Source organism: Enterobacter cloacae complex sp. HYC080_NIDB, from assembly GCF_056673325.1.
This window is the reverse complement of sequence record NZ_CP114212.1, coordinates 526,911-545,934: the sequence shown is the minus strand read 5'-3', so window position 1 is coordinate 545,934 and position 19,024 is coordinate 526,911. Positions and strand designations below refer to the sequence as shown.

Annotated in this window: 15 protein-coding genes; 5 read left to right on the top strand and 10 right to left on the bottom strand. The window is 53.9% G+C overall.

The window, feature by feature from the left end; genetic code table 11:
• The first annotated feature begins 9 nt into the window (after positions 1-9).
• Both gltB and gltD read left to right on the top strand, forming a co-directional pair.
• Positions 10-4,470 carry a glutamate synthase large subunit gene (gltB, locus tag O1723_RS02580; protein ID WP_014885411.1) on the top strand — a complete coding sequence of 1,487 codons (4,461 nt, stop codon included), beginning with the start codon at positions 10-12 and terminating at the stop codon, positions 4,468-4,470.
• A 9-nt stretch (positions 4,471-4,479) separates the two neighbouring features.
• The gene (gene gltD / locus O1723_RS02575; protein ID WP_248190993.1) at positions 4,480-5,898 is read left to right on the top strand and encodes a glutamate synthase small subunit; all 1,419 of its coding nucleotides are present in this window, start codon (positions 4,480-4,482) and stop codon (positions 5,896-5,898) included.
• 114 nt (positions 5,899-6,012) lie between these two features.
• On the opposite strand, the gene O1723_RS02570 is transcribed toward gltD, so the two are convergent.
• From O1723_RS02570 to zapE, 9 genes are all read right to left on the bottom strand, one after another.
• Positions 6,013-6,573, bottom strand: a complete 561-nt coding sequence (locus O1723_RS02570; protein WP_014885413.1) for a DUF1120 domain-containing protein — start codon at positions 6,571-6,573, stop codon at positions 6,013-6,015.
• Positions 6,570-8,990: a fimbrial biogenesis usher protein gene (locus O1723_RS02565; RefSeq protein ID WP_023337861.1), complete on the bottom strand. Its 2,421-nt coding sequence runs from the start codon at positions 8,988-8,990 to the stop codon at positions 6,570-6,572. The genes O1723_RS02570 and O1723_RS02565 overlap by 4 nt, the downstream gene beginning before the upstream one ends.
• A 4-nt stretch (positions 8,991-8,994) precedes the next feature.
• Complete coding sequence (locus O1723_RS02560; protein ID WP_014885415.1) at positions 8,995-9,699, bottom strand: fimbria/pilus chaperone family protein; 705 nt, start codon at positions 9,697-9,699, stop codon at positions 8,995-8,997.
• Between the two features lie 120 nt (positions 9,700-9,819).
• A complete protein-coding gene (locus O1723_RS02555; protein ID WP_023337863.1) occupies positions 9,820-10,503 on the bottom strand; it encodes a DUF1120 domain-containing protein in 684 nt (227 codons plus the stop codon).
• A 453-nt stretch (positions 10,504-10,956) separates the two neighbouring features.
• Positions 10,957-11,451 (bottom strand): ClpXP protease specificity-enhancing factor, encoded by a 495-nt coding sequence (gene sspB / locus O1723_RS02550; protein WP_014885417.1) that lies wholly within the window; start codon positions 11,449-11,451, stop codon positions 10,957-10,959.
• Positions 11,452-11,456: 5 nt separating this feature from the next.
• Positions 11,457-12,095, bottom strand: coding sequence for a stringent starvation protein SspA (gene sspA / locus O1723_RS02545; protein ID WP_014885418.1), 639 nt, complete (start codon positions 12,093-12,095; stop codon positions 11,457-11,459).
• Between the two features lie 308 nt (positions 12,096-12,403).
• Entirely contained in the window at positions 12,404-12,796 is a 393-nt protein-coding gene (gene rpsI, locus O1723_RS02540) for a 30S ribosomal protein S9 (RefSeq protein ID WP_003860436.1), read from the bottom strand.
• A 15-nt stretch (positions 12,797-12,811) separates the two neighbouring features.
• Positions 12,812-13,240: a 50S ribosomal protein L13 gene (rplM, locus tag O1723_RS02535; protein ID WP_003860434.1), complete on the bottom strand. Its 429-nt coding sequence runs from the start codon at positions 13,238-13,240 to the stop codon at positions 12,812-12,814.
• 331 nt (positions 13,241-13,571) lie between these two features.
• Positions 13,572-14,696 (bottom strand): cell division protein ZapE, encoded by a 1,125-nt coding sequence (gene zapE / locus O1723_RS02530; protein ID WP_014885419.1) that lies wholly within the window; start codon positions 14,694-14,696, stop codon positions 13,572-13,574.
• Positions 14,697-14,885: 189 nt separating this feature from the next.
• On the opposite strand from zapE, the gene zapG reads away from it, so the two are divergent.
• The 3 genes from zapG to degS all read left to right on the top strand — a co-directional run bounded on the left by zapG (position 14,886) and on the right by degS (position 17,982).
• Positions 14,886-15,284: a Z-ring associated protein ZapG gene (gene zapG / locus O1723_RS02525; protein WP_010436126.1), complete on the top strand. Its 399-nt coding sequence runs from the start codon at positions 14,886-14,888 to the stop codon at positions 15,282-15,284.
• A 170-nt stretch (positions 15,285-15,454) separates the two neighbouring features.
• Entirely contained in the window at positions 15,455-16,822 is a 1,368-nt protein-coding gene (gene degQ, locus O1723_RS02520; protein ID WP_014885420.1) for a serine endoprotease DegQ, read from the top strand.
• Positions 16,823-16,914: 92 nt separating this feature from the next.
• Entirely contained in the window at positions 16,915-17,982 is a 1,068-nt protein-coding gene (gene degS, locus O1723_RS02515) for an outer membrane-stress sensor serine endopeptidase DegS (protein ID WP_014885421.1), read from the top strand.
• Between the two features lie 90 nt (positions 17,983-18,072).
• Here the strand turns inward: degS and mdh are convergent, their stop codons facing one another.
• Complete coding sequence (mdh, locus tag O1723_RS02510; protein ID WP_014885422.1) at positions 18,073-19,011, bottom strand: malate dehydrogenase; 939 nt, start codon at positions 19,009-19,011, stop codon at positions 18,073-18,075.
• Positions 19,012-19,024: the final 13 nt, after the last annotated feature.

The window sequence follows — 19,024 nt, the reverse complement described above, 5'->3', positions numbered from 1 at the left end:
TTCACTGATATGTTGTACGATAAATCCCTTGAGAAGGATAACTGTGGTTTCGGCCTGATCGCCCACATAGAAGGCGAACCTAGCCACAAGGTAGTGCGTACCGCTATTCACGCACTGGCCCGTATGCAGCACCGTGGCGCCATCCTTGCTGATGGTAAAACCGGCGACGGTTGTGGCCTGCTGCTGCAAAAACCGGATCGTTTCTTCCGTATCGTTGCGGAAGAGCGCGGCTGGCGTTTAGCCAAAAACTACGCTGTCGGTATGCTGTTCCTGAACCAGGATCCTGAAAAGGCTGCCGCTTCACGCCGCATCGTTGAAGAAGAACTTCAGCGTGAAACCCTGTCGATTGTCGGCTGGCGCGATGTGCCAACCAACGAAGGGGTGCTCGGTGAAATCGCCCTCTCCTCACTGCCTCGTATTGAGCAGATTTTTGTTAACGCGCCTGCGGGCTGGCGTCCGCGCGATATGGAACGCCGCCTGTTTATCGCCCGTCGCCGCATTGAAAAACGTCTCCAGGACGATAAAGAGTTCTACGTCTGTAGCCTCTCCAACCTGGTCAATATCTATAAAGGTCTGTGTATGCCGGCTGATCTGCCGCGCTTTTACCTGGACCTGGCGGACCTGCGTCTGGAATCGGCCATTTGCCTGTTCCACCAGCGCTTCTCCACCAACACTGTTCCACGCTGGCCGCTGGCGCAGCCGTTCCGCTATCTGGCGCACAACGGCGAGATCAACACCATCACCGGTAACCGCCAGTGGGCTCGCGCCCGTACTTATAAGTTCCAGACGCCACTGATCCCTGACCTGCACGACGCTGCGCCGTTCGTGAATGAAACTGGCTCGGACTCAAGCTCCATGGACAACATGCTGGAGCTGCTGCTGGCGGGCGGGATGGACATCGTGCGCGCCATGCGTCTGCTGGTGCCACCGGCATGGCAGAACAACCCGGATATGGACCCTGAGCTGCGCGCCTTCTTCGACTTTAACTCCATGCACATGGAGCCGTGGGACGGCCCGGCGGGCATCGTTATGTCCGACGGTCGTTTTGCCGCCTGCAACCTGGACCGTAACGGTCTGCGTCCGGCGCGATACGTCATCACAAAAGACAAGCTCATCACCTGTGCCTCTGAAGTCGGTATCTGGGATTACCAGCCTGATGAAGTGGTCGAGAAAGGCCGCGTCGGTCCGGGCGAGCTGATGGTTATTGACACCCGCGGTGGGCGCATCCTGCACTCTGCCGAAACCGATCACGATCTGAAGAGCCGTCATCCATACAAAGAGTGGATGGAGAAGAACGTGCGTCGTCTGGTGCCGTTTGAAGATTTGTCGGACGAAGAAGTGGGCAGCCGCGAGCTGGACGACGATACGCTCGCAAGTTTCCAGAAACAGTTTAACTACAGCGCGGAAGAGCTGGACTCGGTTATCCGTGTGCTCGGTGAAAACGGCCAGGAAGCAGTCGGCTCCATGGGTGACGATACCCCATTTGCCGTGCTCTCCAGCCAGCCACGCATCATTTATGACTACTTCCGCCAGCAGTTCGCGCAGGTTACTAACCCGCCAATCGATCCGCTGCGTGAAGCCCACGTGATGTCCCTGGCCACCAGCATCGGTCGCGAGATGAACGTCTTCTGCGAAGCCGAAGGCCAGGCGCACCGTCTGACCTTTAAATCGCCGATCCTGCTGTACTCCGACTTCAAACAGCTCACCACCATGACCGAGGAGCACTACCGCGCCGACACGCTCGACATTACGTTTGACGTGAACGACGCGAGCCTCGAAGAGACGGTGAATGCGCTGTGTGACAAAGCCGAACAGATGGTGCGTAACGGTACCGTTCTGCTGGTGCTGTCTGACCGCAATATCGCGAAAAACCGTCTGCCGGTGCCTGCGCCAATGGCGGTGGGTGCTATCCAGACGCGTCTGGTGGATAAGAGCCTGCGCTGCGATGCCAACATCATTGTTGAAACCGCCAGTGCCCGCGACCCGCACCACTTTGCCGTGCTGTTAGGCTTTGGTGCGACGGCGATCTACCCGTACCTGGCCTACGAAACGCTGGCCCGTCTGGTGGATACCCGCGCGATCGACAAAGATTACCGTACTGTGATGCTGAACTACCGCAACGGCATCAACAAAGGCCTGTACAAGATTATGTCCAAAATGGGCATCTCGACCATTGCCTCTTATCGCTGTTCGAAGCTCTTTGAAGCGGTCGGCCTGCATGATGACGTGGCAAATCTCTGCTTCCAGGGCGTGGTTAGCCGTATCGGTGGAGCCGGTTTTGCTGACTTCCAGCAGGATCTGGTGAACCTGTCCAAACGTGCCTGGCTGGCACGTAAGCCGCTGGATCAGGGCGGTCTGCTGAAATACGTTCACGGTGGTGAATACCACGCCTATAACCCGGACGTGGTGCGCACGCTGCAGCAGGCGGTGCAGAGCGGTGAATACAGCGATTATCAGCAGTATGCTGAGCTGGTGAACAACCGTCCGGCGGCGACGCTGCGCGATCTCATTGCCCTAAATCCGGGTGATGAAGCGGTCAGCATTGACGACGTTGAGCCTGCTTCCGAGCTGTTCAAACGCTTCGACACCGCGGCAATGTCCATCGGCGCACTGAGCCCGGAAGCCCACGAGGCGCTGGCCGAAGCCATGAACAGCATCGGCGGTAACTCCAACTCCGGTGAAGGCGGTGAAGATCCGGCGCGTTACGGCACCAATAAAGTGTCCCGTATCAAGCAGGTGGCATCCGGTCGTTTTGGCGTGACGCCTGCGTACCTGGTCAACGCCGACGTGATTCAGATTAAAGTCGCTCAGGGTGCGAAACCGGGCGAAGGCGGTCAGTTGCCGGGGGATAAAGTTACCCCGTACATCGCCAAACTACGCTACTCGGTGCCGGGCGTGACGCTGATCTCCCCGCCACCGCACCACGATATCTACTCTATCGAGGACTTAGCGCAGCTGATTTTCGACCTGAAACAGGTCAACCCGAAAGCGATGATCTCCGTGAAGCTGGTTTCCGAACCGGGCGTGGGCACCATCGCCACCGGCGTGGCGAAAGCTTATGCGGATCTCATTACCATCGCCGGCTACGACGGCGGTACCGGTGCAAGCCCGCTCTCCTCCGTGAAATACGCGGGCTGCCCGTGGGAGCTGGGCCTGGTGGAAACCCAGCAGGCGCTGGTGGCGAACGGTCTGCGTCATAAGATTCGTCTTCAGGTGGACGGTGGCCTGAAAACGGGCCTCGACATCATCAAAGCCGCGATCCTCGGTGCGGAAAGCTTCGGCTTCGGTACAGGCCCAATGGTGGCGCTCGGCTGTAAATACCTGCGTATTTGCCACCTGAACAACTGCGCAACCGGTGTGGCGACCCAGGATGAGAAGCTGCGTAAGAACCACTATCACGGGCTGCCGTTCAAAGTGACCAACTACTTTGACTTCATCGCCCGGGAAACCCGCGAGCTGATGGCGCAGCTGGGCGTGAAGCGTCTGGTGGATCTGATTGGCCGTACCGACCTGCTGAAAGAGCTGGAAGGCTTCACGGCGAAGCAGCAGAAGCTGGAGCTCAGCAAGCTGCTGGAAACCGCGCAGCCACACCCAGGCAAAGCGGTGTACTGCACCGAGAACAACCCACCGTTTGACAATGGCGTGTTGAATGCGCAGCTGTTGCAGCAGGCGAAACCGTATGTGGACGAGAAGCAGAGCAAGACGTTCTGGTTTGATATCCGCAACACCGACCGTTCCGTGGGCGCGTCGCTCTCCGGTTATATCGCGCAAACGCACGGTGACCAGGGGCTGGCAGCGGATCCGATTACCGCGCACTTCAGCGGCACTGCGGGTCAGAGCTTCGGGGTGTGGAACGCAGGCGGCGTTGAGCTGTACCTGACCGGTGACGCCAACGACTACGTCGGTAAAGGCATGGCGGGTGGTCTGCTGGCAGTGCGCCCTCCGGTCGGCTCTGCCTTCCGCAGCCACGAAGCGAGCATCATCGGTAACACCTGTCTGTACGGCGCGACCGGCGGTCGTCTGTTCGCCGCGGGCCGTGCGGGTGAGCGTTTTGCGGTGCGTAACTCCGGTGCCATCACCGTGGTGGAAGGAATTGGCGATAACGGTTGTGAATACATGACGGGCGGGATTGTTTGCGTTCTGGGTAAAACCGGCGTGAACTTTGGCGCAGGCATGACGGGCGGTTTTGCCTACGTCCTGGATGAAGACGGTGAGTTCCGCAAACGCGTGAACCCGGAACTGGTGGAAGTGCTGGACGTTGATACGCTGGCTATCCATGAAGAACACCTGCGCGGTTTGATTACCGAACACGTGCAGCATACCGGTTCTTCGCGCGGCGAAGAGATCCTGGCGAACTGGCCGGCGTTCTCAGCGAAATTTGCGCTGGTTAAACCGAAGTCCAGCGATGTTAAAGCCCTGTTGGGTCACCGTAGTCGTAGCGCAGCAGAGCTGCGCGTGCAGGCGCAGTAAGGAATTCAGATGAGCCAGAACGTATACCAGTTTATCGACCTGCAGCGTGTTGATCCGCCAAAGAAACCGCTGAAGATCCGTAAAATTGAATTTGTTGAGATTTACGAGCCGTTTTCAGAAGGCCAGGCCAAAGCGCAGGCAGACCGCTGCCTGTCCTGCGGTAACCCTTATTGCGAATGGAAATGTCCGGTCCATAACTACATCCCGAACTGGCTGAAGCTGGCCAACGAAGGGCGTATTTTTGAAGCCGCCGAACTCTCTCACCAGACCAACACCCTGCCGGAAGTGTGCGGCCGCGTGTGTCCTCAGGACCGCCTGTGTGAAGGCTCCTGTACCCTGAACAACGAGTTTGGTGCGGTGACCATCGGTAACATTGAGCGCTTCATCAATGATAAAGCGTTCGAGATGGGCTGGCGTCCGGATATGACCGGCGTGAAGCAAACCGATAAGCGCGTGGCGATCATCGGTGCGGGCCCGGCGGGCCTGGCCTGTGCGGACGTGCTGACCCGCAACGGCGTGAAGGCGGTGGTCTTTGACCGTCATCCGGAAATCGGTGGTCTGCTGACCTTTGGTATTCCGGCCTTCAAGCTGGAAAAAGAGGTCATGACCCGTCGCCGTGAAATCTTCACCGGCATGGGCATTGAGTTCAAACTGAATGTGGAAGTGGGCCGCGACGTGCAGCTCGACGATCTGCTGAAGGATTACGACGCGGTGTTCCTCGGCGTTGGCACCTATCAGTCCATGCGCGGCGGCCTGGAGAACGAAGATGCGCCGGGCGTTTATGATGCCCTGCCGTTCCTGATTGCCAATACCAAGCAGATTATGGGCTACGGCGAAACCGCCGACGAGCCGTTCGTCAGCATGGAAGGCAAACGCGTGGTGGTGCTGGGCGGCGGTGATACCGCGATGGACTGCGTGCGTACCTCTATTCGTCAGAATGCGGCGCACGTCATCTGCGCCTACCGCCGTGACGAAGAGAACATGCCGGGCTCTAAACGCGAAGTGAAAAACGCGCGTGAAGAGGGCGTGGAATTCCAGTTCAACATCCAGCCTCTGGGTATTGAAGTGAATGCTAACGGCAAAGTGAGCGGCGTGAAGATGGCGCGCACGGAGATGGGTGCGCCGGATGCGAAAGGCCGTCGTCGTGCAGAGATTGTCGCAGGCTCTGAGCATGTGATCCCGGCTGATGCCGTGGTGATGGCGTTCGGTTTCCGTCCTCACAGCATGGAGTGGCTGGCGAAGCACAGCGTTGAGCTTGACTCTCAGGGTCGTATTATCGCCCCTGAAGGCAGCGATAACGCTTTCCAGACCAGCAACCCAAAAATCTTCGCGGGTGGCGATATCGTTCGCGGATCTGACCTGGTGGTTACAGCCATTGCCGAAGGGCGTAAAGCGGCCGACGGGATTATGAACTACCTGGAAGTGTAAGAAAAAAGCCGGAGGGTATTTACCCTCCGGCTTTTTTTATGCGGTTTACAGCCATTGATTATCACCCTACCCCGCATGCAGCTCCGCTTTTAAGGAGTGCCGCGAAGAGAAGGGTTACTTCGTCAATAAACTCCAGGACAAATCACTTTCCAGCGTAGTTTGATCTGTCAGATGGCTGAACGCGCTATCGTTGAGAACCGGCGAGAGCGTTACGTTGAAACTCATCTGCTGGCCGGAAGGAACCTGGTTATTCTCAAGCGCAATCACCGCCTCGTTATTACGCAGGTAGAGAGGTGTCGGCGTACCGTTTTCAGGCGTAAAATTTAGCTGATCAACTGTTTTACCCACACTGTAACTTTTGCCATCGACGGTCATGTTGTCAATTTTGACCGCGACACCACCGGACTGCCCAAAAAGAAACCGCCCCTTATCTCCAGCTGTACCGCGCAGTAACACCGCCATCTGCTGAGTCTGAGGACAGAAAACGTTGACCGTGATGTCACGATCGGCCATTTTGTGCCAGTCCTGTTGCGTCGCTTCGATCGTATCCCGACGCATCTCGTGATAATCCACCACCGGCTGTGAGAGGCTGATCTGGCAGTCTTCAGCATGGGTTACCCCTGTCATACCGAGCATCAGCAAGGCTACTAAGCCCGATAAGTGTCGACTGTTCATCGGCAGACTCCGTTCACTTCTTCGTAGAAGGCATTTTCGTCACGCTTATCAGCCAGAGTGTAATCAATCTTACACAGTCGGTTATTGTTACCGTCTAGCGCGTAGAGGGCGCTCAGCTGATCGGCATCGTTAATAAAGACGTGGCCATCATCAACCGTGGTCACGATATAGTTACCTTTCTCATCAACAATCGAGATCCCTTTATTCAGGGGCTGACCGTTAGCCTGCTTTACGCTCAGCATGACGCGGCGGCTGTTGAGTACTTTGAAATCAATCTCGCTGACCGAAGCATGGCCTGCGGCGATATATTTCGTGCCGTTAGCAAGCGTCATACTCTGCGGCAGCTTGTTAGCATCAATTTCTATGCGGGAGTTATGCCATTCGTTGAGAGAAGGCACCACGGCCTGGCCCCATGGATCGGTCCAGACGGTGCCTTGCGGAGTGGAAATTTCAACGCCGCTCTTCTTCTCGCTCAGTCTGGCAATCGCGAAGGTATCCTGAATCGAATACGGCGAGAAAGTCACGCCCTCTTTATGCATGGCCACGCCACCCGACAATGTCGCACTGTAGTTCCGCTGATTATCACCACTGGTTCCGCCCCCCACGCTTAGCTGCGTATAGTGGAGGTTAGTATTGATGTTGCCATTGAAGCTGTTGTCTTTGGTATCCTGATCGCGATCGGCTGAGATGTAATAGTGCGTATTGTCTCCCAGCGAGCCGCTGTTAGACACGCCATAGGTGGTGCTATCACCCTGTTTACGCATATAGGAGCTGATCGACTGACTGCCACCGAGCGGGATGCTCACGTTGACGTAGAACATCTCATTGTCCTGATCGTCATCGACATTACCTACCGCACTTTGCCAGTTCATGGACACTGACGCGTACGAAAAGGTCTTGCCCCAGGACAGCAGGAGATAACGTGAGTCATCCCTACCACCATTGGTCTGGTTGTAGTTGAACCCTGCGCTGAACACCCCCGCCAGAGGGGAGGAGAAACGAACGTTGCCAGAATAGGTATTGTCATATCCCTGATAATCGTCATCCATTGCGTCAGCCATTTCGCGGTACTCGCCGCTGTAATGCGTCGCACTGCCTGAAAGACCGACATACTCGTTCAGGATATAATCACTTTGCAGATCGGTTTTTACTCCGCTGCTGCTGTCACCAAAGCTCGCACTGCTGACTGCTGCGCCCGTTGAAAGAGTCCAGTCATCGTTTATCAGGAACTCTGTTCTGCCGCCTGCTGCCTGGTAGTTTTCCGCAGCTGCACCAGAAGCCAGGAGATTCATCCACGGTGAGATGCTCCAGCCGTCAGAAATGTTCATTACCAGCGGATCGCTATATTCGCTTTCGATGCTGCGCACCTGACCTACAGAAAGGGTCAGTCCCTGTGGGCGTGAAAGGTTGCGCGCCCTTACCTGAGACGCCGGGACAATAAACCGGTTAGTCGCACCATCGGACTCTACCACCGAGACGTCCAGATCCACATTGTTGCGAACCACGGGCACGTCATCCAGCGTGAAGGGGCCAGCAGGCACAAGGGTACTGAAGACCAACTGCCCGTTCTGGCGGACTTCTACACGTGCCTGGGAAGACTGGGCGATACCGGAAACACTCACGCCAGAGCTTGTTTTCGCCAGGCCGCTGGTCGGCATAAACTGCACGCCGGTAATCGGCACGCCGCTCAACACGTTAGACATGGCGTTGATTTCACCCACCTGCATCGTCATCTTCTGCGCGGCAAATACATGTTCTGCATAGGTGTAAATGCTTTCAGCATTTCGGCTACCGTTGTCATCCGTCAGGATATAACGGCTGCGCAGCGCCCAGTCCATCGTGTTGAATCCGGCTTCCAGGCTGGCCTGAGAGTAGCGGCTAGTGTCGTTGTCACCATAGTCGTTATGGGTACTGAACAATGAATAGTTCAGCAGCGCCGCCGTTCCGCCATGCTGAAAGTTTTTGATATCTCCCGACAGACTGTTCACCGCTTCAGCTGGCAGATAGAGTTCAACGGCTTCCTGGTTAGGCAAAGCGTTGATGATGGCTTTAGGATAGTTATCACGAATATCGTGACACGCCTCATCGGACTTTATTGGCACAGGCATCAGCCCGGCAAACTCCATGAGATCGTTGTCAAAGCAAAGCACGCCATCTTTGTTGAAACGAACTGCAGCCATTCCTCGCTCTTTCCCATTGACCTTCACCGAAACGGAGTGGGTTCCGGGTAAAAATCGCGGTGCTTCAGCGAAGTAATGGTTGAGATCTTTATTCAACCCCAGCGTTTGCATAATCCCCGTATCGAAGGTGACTTCCCTCGCCAGGACGGATGTCGAATCAAGTAATACCAGAGGTAATGTGCCGCAAAGAATGGCGCGGACACAAAATGCAAGGCGGCTTTGTTTAATCACCGTCATATCCCTATTTATTTAATTCCGATGTAAAGCTCGGTACCTCAACGCCATAGCGGCTGGCCGGGAAAAACTTAACGCTGCTGTCACCGCTGACTTTCTTTTTCATATCAGCCGTTAGCGTTTCGCCAGGAAGAATGTAGGTTTTGGACAGAGTGGCACTCACACCTGAAGGCAGCAGCATTACGTTCTGCCCAAGACGGACCACATATTTGCTAGGGTTTTTCACGGTGACAGACGCGCCGTTTGAAGACCACTTAAGGAACTTCCAGGCATCAGTAACCACTCCCAGAGATGCCGGACGAATAAGCACGGGGATATCCTGGCGAATGTTTATACCGATCTTGATTTTTTTATCATCGTTTTTAGGTGGAATACCGTCGAACGTGACGCGTTTATAATGCTCAACGTCCAACGGTTGTTTATTCTGAAGAATAAAGCGCAACTGCTGCGTCTGACCTGGCTCAAGACGTACCACTGGCTGCGTCGCAATAAGCTTAAGACCGGTATCATCCGGCAGATCAACGACATTTGTATATAAAAGTGAAGGGTGCGAGTCGGTATTCTTGACGTTTATCGTTCCACTGTGCGTCGCTTCATCAATGATTAACAGACTGGTTTCAGGCACCATGCCTTCTGCATGTACAGCAACACTGGCAGACAATAATGTGGCAGTAATAAGTGTATTAATTAAAGTGGATTTTAAACCTTGCATAATAATATCTCCTTGAAAGCAACAACAGAACAGTCCATGTTTATCGCGCCGTTAAAAAGAGAGTAAATGCAGCGCATTTACTCTCCGGTAATTAAATAACATTTACTCGATTAAAAAGTCTTACAGATAACGCAGACTGATTGTTACCTGACCGTCAAGCTGGGTGTCATCAGTGATCGCCAGCGTGGTGGTATCCTGGATCGCCAGGGAGGTTACCAGTGGGAAGGTTGCAGTTTCGAACGCCAGAGGAGCCAAAGAGCCAACAGTCGCAACGGTGAAATCACGATAGTTGTCGCCCTGAGTAGAACCGTTGCTGCTCTTAGTCCATACACCTGCAGAGCCCTGCTGGTAAATTGGATCAACAGTAGCACCATCAGCCACTACGCTGTCAGTTTTAACAAACATTGAATAAGAACCGATGCTTACTGGTGTTGCACCTGCAGTTTTACCGACACCATAAAGCTGGCTTTCAGAAGTCTGAGAATCCCCACCAAACATGCCATTCTCAACTTCGAGTTTCGCGTTTGAATCTTTGCGATCGTCAACCATGTTCCAGGAGACTTTCGTTGCCGCGGTGCAATTAATGGTCAGGTCGATATTTTTCTGACCCAGCTGGTTAACCGCTGTAGCACTCAAATTGCCCAGATTAATTGTACCGTAGTCAACGGTACCACCATTACTTAATGTTGGCGTACATGCTGCATTTGTCAGCGTACCCTTAACCTTCAGAACAGCGGTAGGGTTAGCAGCAAATGCTGATGTTACACACAGAGAAAGGGCGGTAGCGAGTAATACTTTTTTCACTTGTTAATCCTTAACATACGAGAAATTGCAATATTAAATCACGTAATGGTAAATGCCTTTACCGATTACTGATTGTAGTCATGCTTGTCAGCATGCGCCCATAATATTATTTTTATAAATACATGCAATTTAGCAAAATTAATTTTGATATTAAGAATATCAAAAAACTGATTATTTCCTTAATTTATTAAGGAATTACTCGTTTAAAAAGGAGATTAACATCAAAAAAATAATATTACTCAAAATTTACCTTTACTTTTATCACTATTTTGATATTGGCTTAAATCACAATAATTCACAGGAATTATAAATCCATTTAATTATTAACCAAGTGATGAAGAATCAAGAGGTATAAACAATGCTTGTTTATACCTATCGTCACGATTATTTGAAATAAGAATAAAAAAAAGCCAGTGATATCACTGGCTTTTAATAAACAGGCCGCAAGCGGATTTATTTCACTACGCGTAGTGCTGGACGACCACCGCGCGGCGGCGGTGTGTCATCAGGATCGTCGTCGTCGTGATGGTCGGGCTTATCGCCGTCGATCACCGACATGACCGTTTCACCTTCAGCGCCAGCTTCTTCATCGTCATTGACGTGAATTGCGTCTTCGTCATACGCCGCTTCCGGCTCAAACATGGTGCCTGCACCGTTTTCACGCGCATAAATCGCCAGCACCGCAGCCAGCGGCACAGAAACCTGACGCGGTACACCGCCGAAACGCGCGTTAAAGCGCACTTCGTCGTTGGCCAGTTCGAGGTTACCCACCGCGCGTGGCGCGATGTTCAGCACGATTTGTCCGTCGCGTGCATATTCCATTGGAACCAGCACGCCCGGCAACGTCACATCCACAACCAGGTGCGGCGTGAGCTGGTTATCCAGCAGCCATTCATAGAAGGCGCGCAGCAGATACGGACGGCGTGGGGTCAGTTGTGACATTTCCACAGTCATTAGCCTCGGCCGAGACGCATTTCACGTTCCGGTTCAGTTAAAGATGCCAGGAAAGAGTCGCGCTCAAATACGCGGGTCATATAGCCCTTCAGCTCTTTCGCGCCAGGACCGCTGAACTCTACGCCCAGGGTTGGCAGACGCCACAGCAGCGGCGCCAGGTAGCAATCCACCAGGCTGAACTCATCGCTCAGGAAGAAGGGTTTTTGGCCAAACACAGGGGCAATAGCGAGCAGCTCTTCACGCAGTTGCTTACGCGCTGCATCGGCTTCAGAAGCGGAACCGCTGGTGATGACGTTCATCAGCGAGTACCAGTCTTTTTCGATACGCTGCATGTACAGGCGGCTTTCACCACGCGCAACAGGGTAAACAGGCATCAGCGGCGGATGCGGGAAACGCTCATCCAGGTATTCCATAATGATACGGGATTCCCACAGGGTCAGCTCGCGATCCACCAGCGTCGGTACGCTTTGGCTCGGGTTGAGATCGATCAGATCCTGAGGCGGGTTATCCTTTTCCACATGCTCGATCTCAAAACTGACACCTTTCTCGGCCAGCACGATACGAACCTGATGGCTATAAATGTCAGTAGGACCAGAAAACAGCGTCATTACCGAACGTTTGTTGGCAGCGACAGCCATGAAAACCTCCAGGTATATTCAGAATTTTTACTGCTACCGGCCCAACAGGGGCCAGCCAGATGTTGTATCGCCCATCCCAGAGAAGACACATTGTTCAGGAATCGAACAAAAATCGAGTATTCACCGACATTTGGGCAGAAAATTGGATGATAGTTTACCAGATTTTGATGGCTTTGTGGTGAGGGGATTCTGGAAAAGAGGAAAAAGAGAAGATATATGCATGGATATTGTGGATAACCTGCGCATTATCCATAAAAAAACCCGCCGAAGCGGGTTTTTCGCCAATCGTCCTGCGTAAGCAGAATGGATTAACGTTTGGAGAACTGTGGACGACGACGTGCTTTACGCAGACCCACTTTCTTACGTTCAACCTGACGAGCGTCACGAGTAACGAAGCCAGCTTTACGCAGTTCAGAACGCAGGGATTCGTCGTACTCCATCAGAGCGCGGGTGATACCGTGACGGATCGCACCTGCCTGACCGGAGATACCACCACCTTTAACGGTGATGTACAGATCCAGTTTTTCTACCATGTCAACCAGTTCCAGCGGCTGGCGAACTACCATGCGGGCAGTTTCGCGACCGAAGTATTGTTCCAGAGAACGCTGGTTGATTACGATTTTACCACTGCCCGGTTTGATGAAAACGCGAGCTGCGGAACTTTTGCGGCGACCAGTGCCGTAGTATTGATTTTCAGCCATTGCCTATAATCCCGATTAGATGTCAAGAACTTGCGGTTGCTGTGCCGCGTGGTTGTGCTCGTTGCCTGCGTAAACTTTCAGTTTACGGAACATAGCACGACCCAGCGGGCCTTTTGGCAGCATGCCTTTAACCGCGATTTCAATCACACGCTCAGGACGGCGAGCAATCATCTCTTCAAAGGTCGCTTCTTTGATACCACCGATGTGGCCGGTGTGGTGGTAGTACATTTTGTCAGTACGCTTGTTGCCGGTTACAGCAACTTTATCAGCGTTCAGAACGATGATGTAATCACCGGTATCAACGTGCGGAGTGTATTCCGCTTTATGCTTACCGCGCAGGCGACGAGCCAGTTCAGTAGCCAGACGGCCCAGAGTTTTACCGGTCGCGTCAACAACATACCAGTCGCGCTGTACGGTTTCTGGTTTAGCTGTAAAAGTTTTCATTAAAAGCTTACCCAAATAATAAGTTACACGTTGGTGAACACCCAAACGTTTAGTCAGTTGAGGTTCACACGACAAAGTCCGGCAAACCTACCCCTTCGAATAGCACATGCCGACACATAGAAAGTTTCGGGAAAAAAACCTTCTCGTAACGTGGGGTCGCAAGATTATAGAGAAGTTGAGGTCAAAGATCGACCCTTAAATGTGATTTGGAATGGGTTTTTCGGGGGTTAAGTATTGTGCGGTCTGGTGCCCTCACCCCCGGCCCCTCTCCCACAGGGAGAGGGGAGCATTTATCTCACCCCCAGCCCCTTTCCACGGGAGAGGGTGGCATTTATGGCATATGCTCCCGCTTCAGGTATTCCTCGCTCTGCATCTCCTGCAGGCGCGACAGGCAGCGCTGGAACTCAAACTTAAGCCGCTCGCCCTGGTAGATCTCATATAAAGGTACCTCGGCGCTGACCACCAGCTTAACGTGGCGCTCATAAAACTCGTCCACCAGGGCAATGAAGCGTCGCGCTTCACTTTCCATCAGTTTCGTCATCACCGGCACATCCAGTACCATCACGGTGTGGAAGAGACGCGAAAGCGCAATGTAGTCGTGCTGACTACGGGCATCCACGCAGAGCGTCGTAAAGGAGACCGCCAGCGTTTGGTTTTCGACGCCGAGCGTTGGCAGCGGGCGATGGTTTATCTCCAGCGTCGGTGCATGTTCACGTTTTGTGCCCGCCAGCGCCAGCCACAGTTTATCCATCTCGCGGGTAGTCTGTGCATTGAGCGGTGAAAGCCACAAATGGGCCTGGGTCAGCGTGCGTAACCGGTAATCCACCCCGGCATCCACGTTCATGATGTCGCAGTGTTGCTTAATAGCATCAATAGCGGGCAAGAAGCGCGCCCGTTGCAGGCCGTTGCGATAGAGCTCGTCGGGCGGAATATTCGAAGTCGCCACCAGCGTGATCCCTCGGGCGAACAGGGCTTTCATCAGGCCGCCTAGCAGCATGGCGTCGGTGATGTCAGACACAAAAAACTCATCGAAGCAGAGCACGTCTGTTTCCGCCTTGAATCTGTCGGCCACAATCTCCAGCGGATCGCTTTTGCCCTGCAGCGCGGTCAGTTCCTCATGCACCCGCAGCATAAAACGGTGAAAGTGCAGACGCTGCTTACGTGCGCCAGGCAGGCTGAGATAGAACAGGTCCATCAGCCAGGTTTTTCCGCGCCCGACCCCGCCCCACATATATAAACCACGCACCGGAGCCTGAGTCTGTGGCGTTTTTTTACCGAGCAATCGTCCAAATGCCGCTTTTAGCCCACTGCTCTGATCAACGTCAGCGGGTTTTGCCGTGAGTTCCTGATAAATCATCTCCAGGCGGTTTACCGCCTCACGTTGAACATCATCTGGTTGGTGCGTGCCCTCGTTAAGGGCCTGTTGATATCGCGACGCAGGGGACAGGTTTTGCATAATCTTATTGTTATTCCTTCAATTAACGCTCACCAGCAGGCGTGACTGATGAAAAAAAGGCCGTTCTACACTACGCGATGATACGTCAGGATTCCACTTCTGCGGAAATAGCGGTTATAGTGGCATTATCAGGCACAGGCAGGAGCCGAGCCAACACCCTACGGAACAACAAGACAACGGGAGAAGTTCATGACCTGGGAATATGCGCTAATCGGTTTAGTCGTCGGCATCGTGATCGGTGCTGTGGCCATGCGTTTCGGTAACCGCAAATTGCGTCAGCAGCAGTCACTGCAGTACGAACTGGAAAAGAACAAAGCAGAGCTGGAAGAGTATCGCGAAGAGCTGGTTAGCCACTTTGCCCGTAGCGCTGAGCTGCTGGACAATATGGCAACCGACTACCGTCAGCTGTATCAGCATATGGCGAAGAGCTCCAGCAGCCTGCTGCCGGAAATGACCGCGGAAACGAACCCGTTCCGCAACCGTCTGGCAGACTCGGAAGCCGGTAACGATCAGGCTCCGGTTCAGATGCCTCGTGACTATTCTGACGGCGCATCCGGTCTGCTACGCGGTGGCGCAAAACGCGATTAATCGCACAACCTGAATATATTTTACGGGCGCATCCCTTGCGCCCGTCCTTTCTTCCCGTCCCCAGCTATTATTTAGTCAAACGCCTCATTGTTCAGCGGTAGAAAATTCAATAACATCATCATGATTTTGGGCCGTTCTTCTTTCATTCCAGGATACGAGAGTCAGCATCAATGAAGAAAAAAAACCAGCTGTTGAGCGCTTTAGCGTTAAGTGTCGGGTTATCCCTCTCGGCGTCCTTCCCTGCCAGTGCGGCGTTGCCCTCACAGGTACCGGGACAAGCAGCCATTCCAAGCCTCGCGCCGATGCTGGAAAAAGTGTTGCCTGCGGTTGTCAGCGTGCAGGTTGAAGGCACAGCAGTACAAAGCCAGCGCGTACCGGAAGAACTGAAAAAATATTTTGGTGATGAGGGCCCTGACCAGCAGGCACAACCCTTTGAAGGTCTGGGTTCCGGCGTCATTATTGATGCGGCCAAAGGCTATATCCTGACCAACAATCATGTCATCAGCCAGGCCGATAAAATCAGCGTACAGCTGAACGATGGTCGCGAATTTGACGCCAAACTGATTGGCGGCGATGACCAGAGTGACATCGCACTGCTGCAGGTACAAAACCCGAGCAACCTGACCCAGATTGCCATTGCGGATTCCGACAAACTCCGCGTCGGTGATTTTGCCGTTGCCGTGGGCAACCCCTTTGGTTTAGGACAAACCGCCACCTCCGGCATTATCTCTGCGCTGGGACGTAGCGGCCTGAATCTGGAAGGTCTGGAAAACTTTATCCAGACCGATGCCTCGATCAACCGCGGGAACTCCGGCGGGGCGTTGCTCAACCTTAACGGTGAGCTGATTGGGATTAACACAGCGATACTGGCGCCGGGCGGCGGCAGTATCGGGATCGGCTTTGCTATCCCGAGCAATATGGCCAAAACGCTGGCACAGCAGCTTATCCAGTTTGGCGAAGTCAAACGCGGGCTGTTGGGTATCAAAGGCATGGAGATGAGTGCGGATATTGCGAAGGCATTCAATATTAACGTGCAGCGTGGTGCTTTTGTCAGCGAAGTGCTGCCAAACTCCGGCTCGGCAAAAGCAGGCATCAAATCAGGCGATGTAATCGTCAGCCTCAACGATAAGCCATTGAGCAGCTTTGCTGAATTGCGCTCGCGTATTGCCACGACTGAGCCCGGTGCGAAGGTGAAACTCGGTCTGATCCGTGACGGTAAGCCGTTGAACGTCGAAGTGACACTGGATAAGAGTACCTCGTCATCGGCCAGCGCGGAGCTTATCGCCCCTGCGCTGCAAGGGGCGACGTTGAGCGACGGACAACTGAAAGACGGTACGAAAGGCATTCGCATCGACACCGTTGAGAAGAGCAGCCCTGCCGCGCAGGCCGGATTGCATCAGGAAGACGTCATCATTGGCGTAAACCGTACTCGCGTGCAATCCATCGCTGAACTTCGCAAAGTGCTGGAGAGCAAGCCGGCGGTCATTGCCCTGCAGGTGATGCGCGGCAATGAGTCCATCTACATTCTGTTGCGCTAAGCATTTGCTATCCCGGACATCACCGCTGCGTGTGATGTCCGGATAACTCATGTTATGCTGCAAATCGTTCCTTTTATCACGACACGCGCATCATGCTTTCAAAGCTCTTACGTTCCATTGTTATCGGTTTGATTGTCGCTGGCCTGCTGCTGCTGGCGATGCCGTCTTTGCGTCAGTTCAATAAACTGTCCGCTCCCCAGTTCGACAGCGCGGATGAAACGCCCGCAACCTATAACACGGCCGTTCGCCGTGCCGCCCCTGCCGTGGTTAACGTTTATAACCGCGGCCTCAATAGCTCGGCCCATAACCAGCTTGAGATCCGCACGCTGGGCTCCGGGGTAATTATGGACGAGCGCGGCTACATTATTACCAACAAACATGTGATCAACGATGCCGACCAAATCATCGTTGCCCTGCAGGATGGTCGCGTGTTTGAAGCATTGCTGGTGGGTTCTGACAGCCTGACCGACCTTGCCGTGCTCAAAATCAATGCCACCGGGGGTTTGCCGGTCATTCCGATTAACCGCAAACGCACGCCACACATTGGCGACGTGGTCCTGGCTATTGGTAACCCTTACAACCTCGGCCAGACGATCACGCAGGGGATTATCAGCGCAACCGGTCGAATTGGCCTTAACCCGTCAGGGCGGCAGAATTTCCTGCAAACCGATGCGTCAATCAACCACGGTAACTCGGGTGGCGCGCTGGTTAACTCGCTGGGCGAACTGATGGGCATCAATACCCTCTCGTTCGATAAGAGCAACGACGGCGAGACGCCGGAGGGGATCGGCTTTGCTATTCCCTTCCAGCTGGCGACCAAGATTATGGATAAGCTGATTCGCGACGGGCGCGTCATCCGCGGCTATATCGGCATTGGCGGGCGCGAAATTGCACCGATGCATACCCAGGGCGGCGGTATCGATCAGATTCAGGGCATTGTGGTCAACGAGGTATCGCCTGGCGGTCCGGCGGCTAACGCGGGGATTCAGGTGAATGATGTCATTGTCTCGGTTAACGGCACACCGGCCGTCTCTGCCCTGGAGACGATGGACCAAGTGGCAGAAATTCGTCCGGGTTCGATCATCCCTGTTGAAGTCATGCGTAACGATAAAAAACTGACGCTGCATGTGACGGTTCAGGAATATCCGGCAACAAACTGACAGCCATAAAAAAACCGAAGCCAGTCAGTGCTTCGGTTTTTTTTGCCGGGTGGCGCTAACGCTTACCCGGCCTACGGCAGTTGGCTCGTTTTACTTATTAACGAACTCTTCGCCCAGCGTGATATCTTTCTTCAGCGTATCCAGCATGCCTTCCATCGCGTTTTGCTCAAACGCGCTCAGCGTACCGATAGACTTACGTTCTTCAATACCATTTTTACCCAGCAGCAGCGGCTGAGAGAAGAAGCGGGCATGTTCGCCATCGCCTTCAACGTAAGCGCATTCAACAACGCCTTTTTCGCCCTGCAGAGCGCGAACCAGTGACAGACCGAAACGTGCCGCCGCCTGGCCCATAGACAGCGTTGCAGAACCGCCACCCGCCTTCGCTTCCACCACTTCGGTGCCCGCGTTCTGGATACGTTTGGTCAGGTCAGCCACTTCCTGCTCGGTAAAGCTCACGCCTGGGATCTGCGACAGCAGAGGCAGAATGGTGACACCAGAGTGACCGCCAATGACAGGCACTTCCACTTCTGTTGGCTGTTTGCCTTTCAGCTCAGCAACAAATGTGTTGGAACGGATGATATCCAGCGTGGTCACGCCGAACAGTTTGTTTTTATCGTAAACACCTGCTTTCTTCAGCACTTCTGCCGCGATAGCGACGGTGGTGTTCACTGGGTTAGTGATGATGCCGATGCACGCTTTCGGGCAGACTTCAGCGATCTGCTGCACCAGGTTTTTCACGATGCCCGCGTTGACGTTGAACAGGTCTGAACGATCCATGCCTGGCTTACGCGCCACGCCTGCAGAAATCAGCACCACGTCAGCACCCTGCAGTGCAGGACGTGCATCTTCACCGGAGAAGCCTTTGATTTTGACAGCTGTCGGGATGTGGCTCAGGTCAACCGCCACACCTGGGGTTACCGGAGCAATATCGTACAGGGAGAGTTCTGAGCCTGAAGGCAGTTGGGTTTTCAGTAGTAGGGCAAGCGCCTGGCCGATACCACCAGCAGCGCCGAGGACTGCGACTTTCATCCTAAACTCCTTA

What these genes read in the sequence shown, in the direction of transcription:
- zapG (WP_010436126.1), top strand. Translation starts at nt 14,886, where the DNA reads ATGACCTGGGAATATGCGCTAATCGGTTTAGTCGTCGGCATCGTGATC.
- O1723_RS02565 (WP_023337861.1), bottom strand. Translation starts at nt 8,990, where the DNA reads ATGACGGTGATTAAACAAAGCCGCCTTGCATTTTGTGTCCGCGCCATT.
- mdh (WP_014885422.1), bottom strand. Translation starts at nt 19,011, where the DNA reads ATGAAAGTCGCAGTCCTCGGCGCTGCTGGTGGTATCGGCCAGGCGCTT.
- degQ (WP_014885420.1), top strand. Translation starts at nt 15,455, where the DNA reads ATGAAGAAAAAAAACCAGCTGTTGAGCGCTTTAGCGTTAAGTGTCGGG.
- degS (WP_014885421.1), top strand. Translation starts at nt 16,915, where the DNA reads ATGCTTTCAAAGCTCTTACGTTCCATTGTTATCGGTTTGATTGTCGCT.
- sspA (WP_014885418.1), bottom strand. Translation starts at nt 12,095, where the DNA reads ATGGCTGTCGCTGCCAACAAACGTTCGGTAATGACGCTGTTTTCTGGT.
- O1723_RS02560 (WP_014885415.1), bottom strand. Translation starts at nt 9,699, where the DNA reads ATGCAAGGTTTAAAATCCACTTTAATTAATACACTTATTACTGCCACA.
- gltB (WP_014885411.1), top strand. Translation starts at nt 10, where the DNA reads ATGTTGTACGATAAATCCCTTGAGAAGGATAACTGTGGTTTCGGCCTG.
- rplM (WP_003860434.1), bottom strand. Translation starts at nt 13,240, where the DNA reads ATGAAAACTTTTACAGCTAAACCAGAAACCGTACAGCGCGACTGGTAT.
- O1723_RS02570 (WP_014885413.1), bottom strand. Translation starts at nt 6,573, where the DNA reads ATGAACAGTCGACACTTATCGGGCTTAGTAGCCTTGCTGATGCTCGGT.
- gltD (WP_248190993.1), top strand. Translation starts at nt 4,480, where the DNA reads ATGAGCCAGAACGTATACCAGTTTATCGACCTGCAGCGTGTTGATCCG.
- zapE (WP_014885419.1), bottom strand. Translation starts at nt 14,696, where the DNA reads ATGCAAAACCTGTCCCCTGCGTCGCGATATCAACAGGCCCTTAACGAG.
- rpsI (WP_003860436.1), bottom strand. Translation starts at nt 12,796, where the DNA reads ATGGCTGAAAATCAATACTACGGCACTGGTCGCCGCAAAAGTTCCGCA.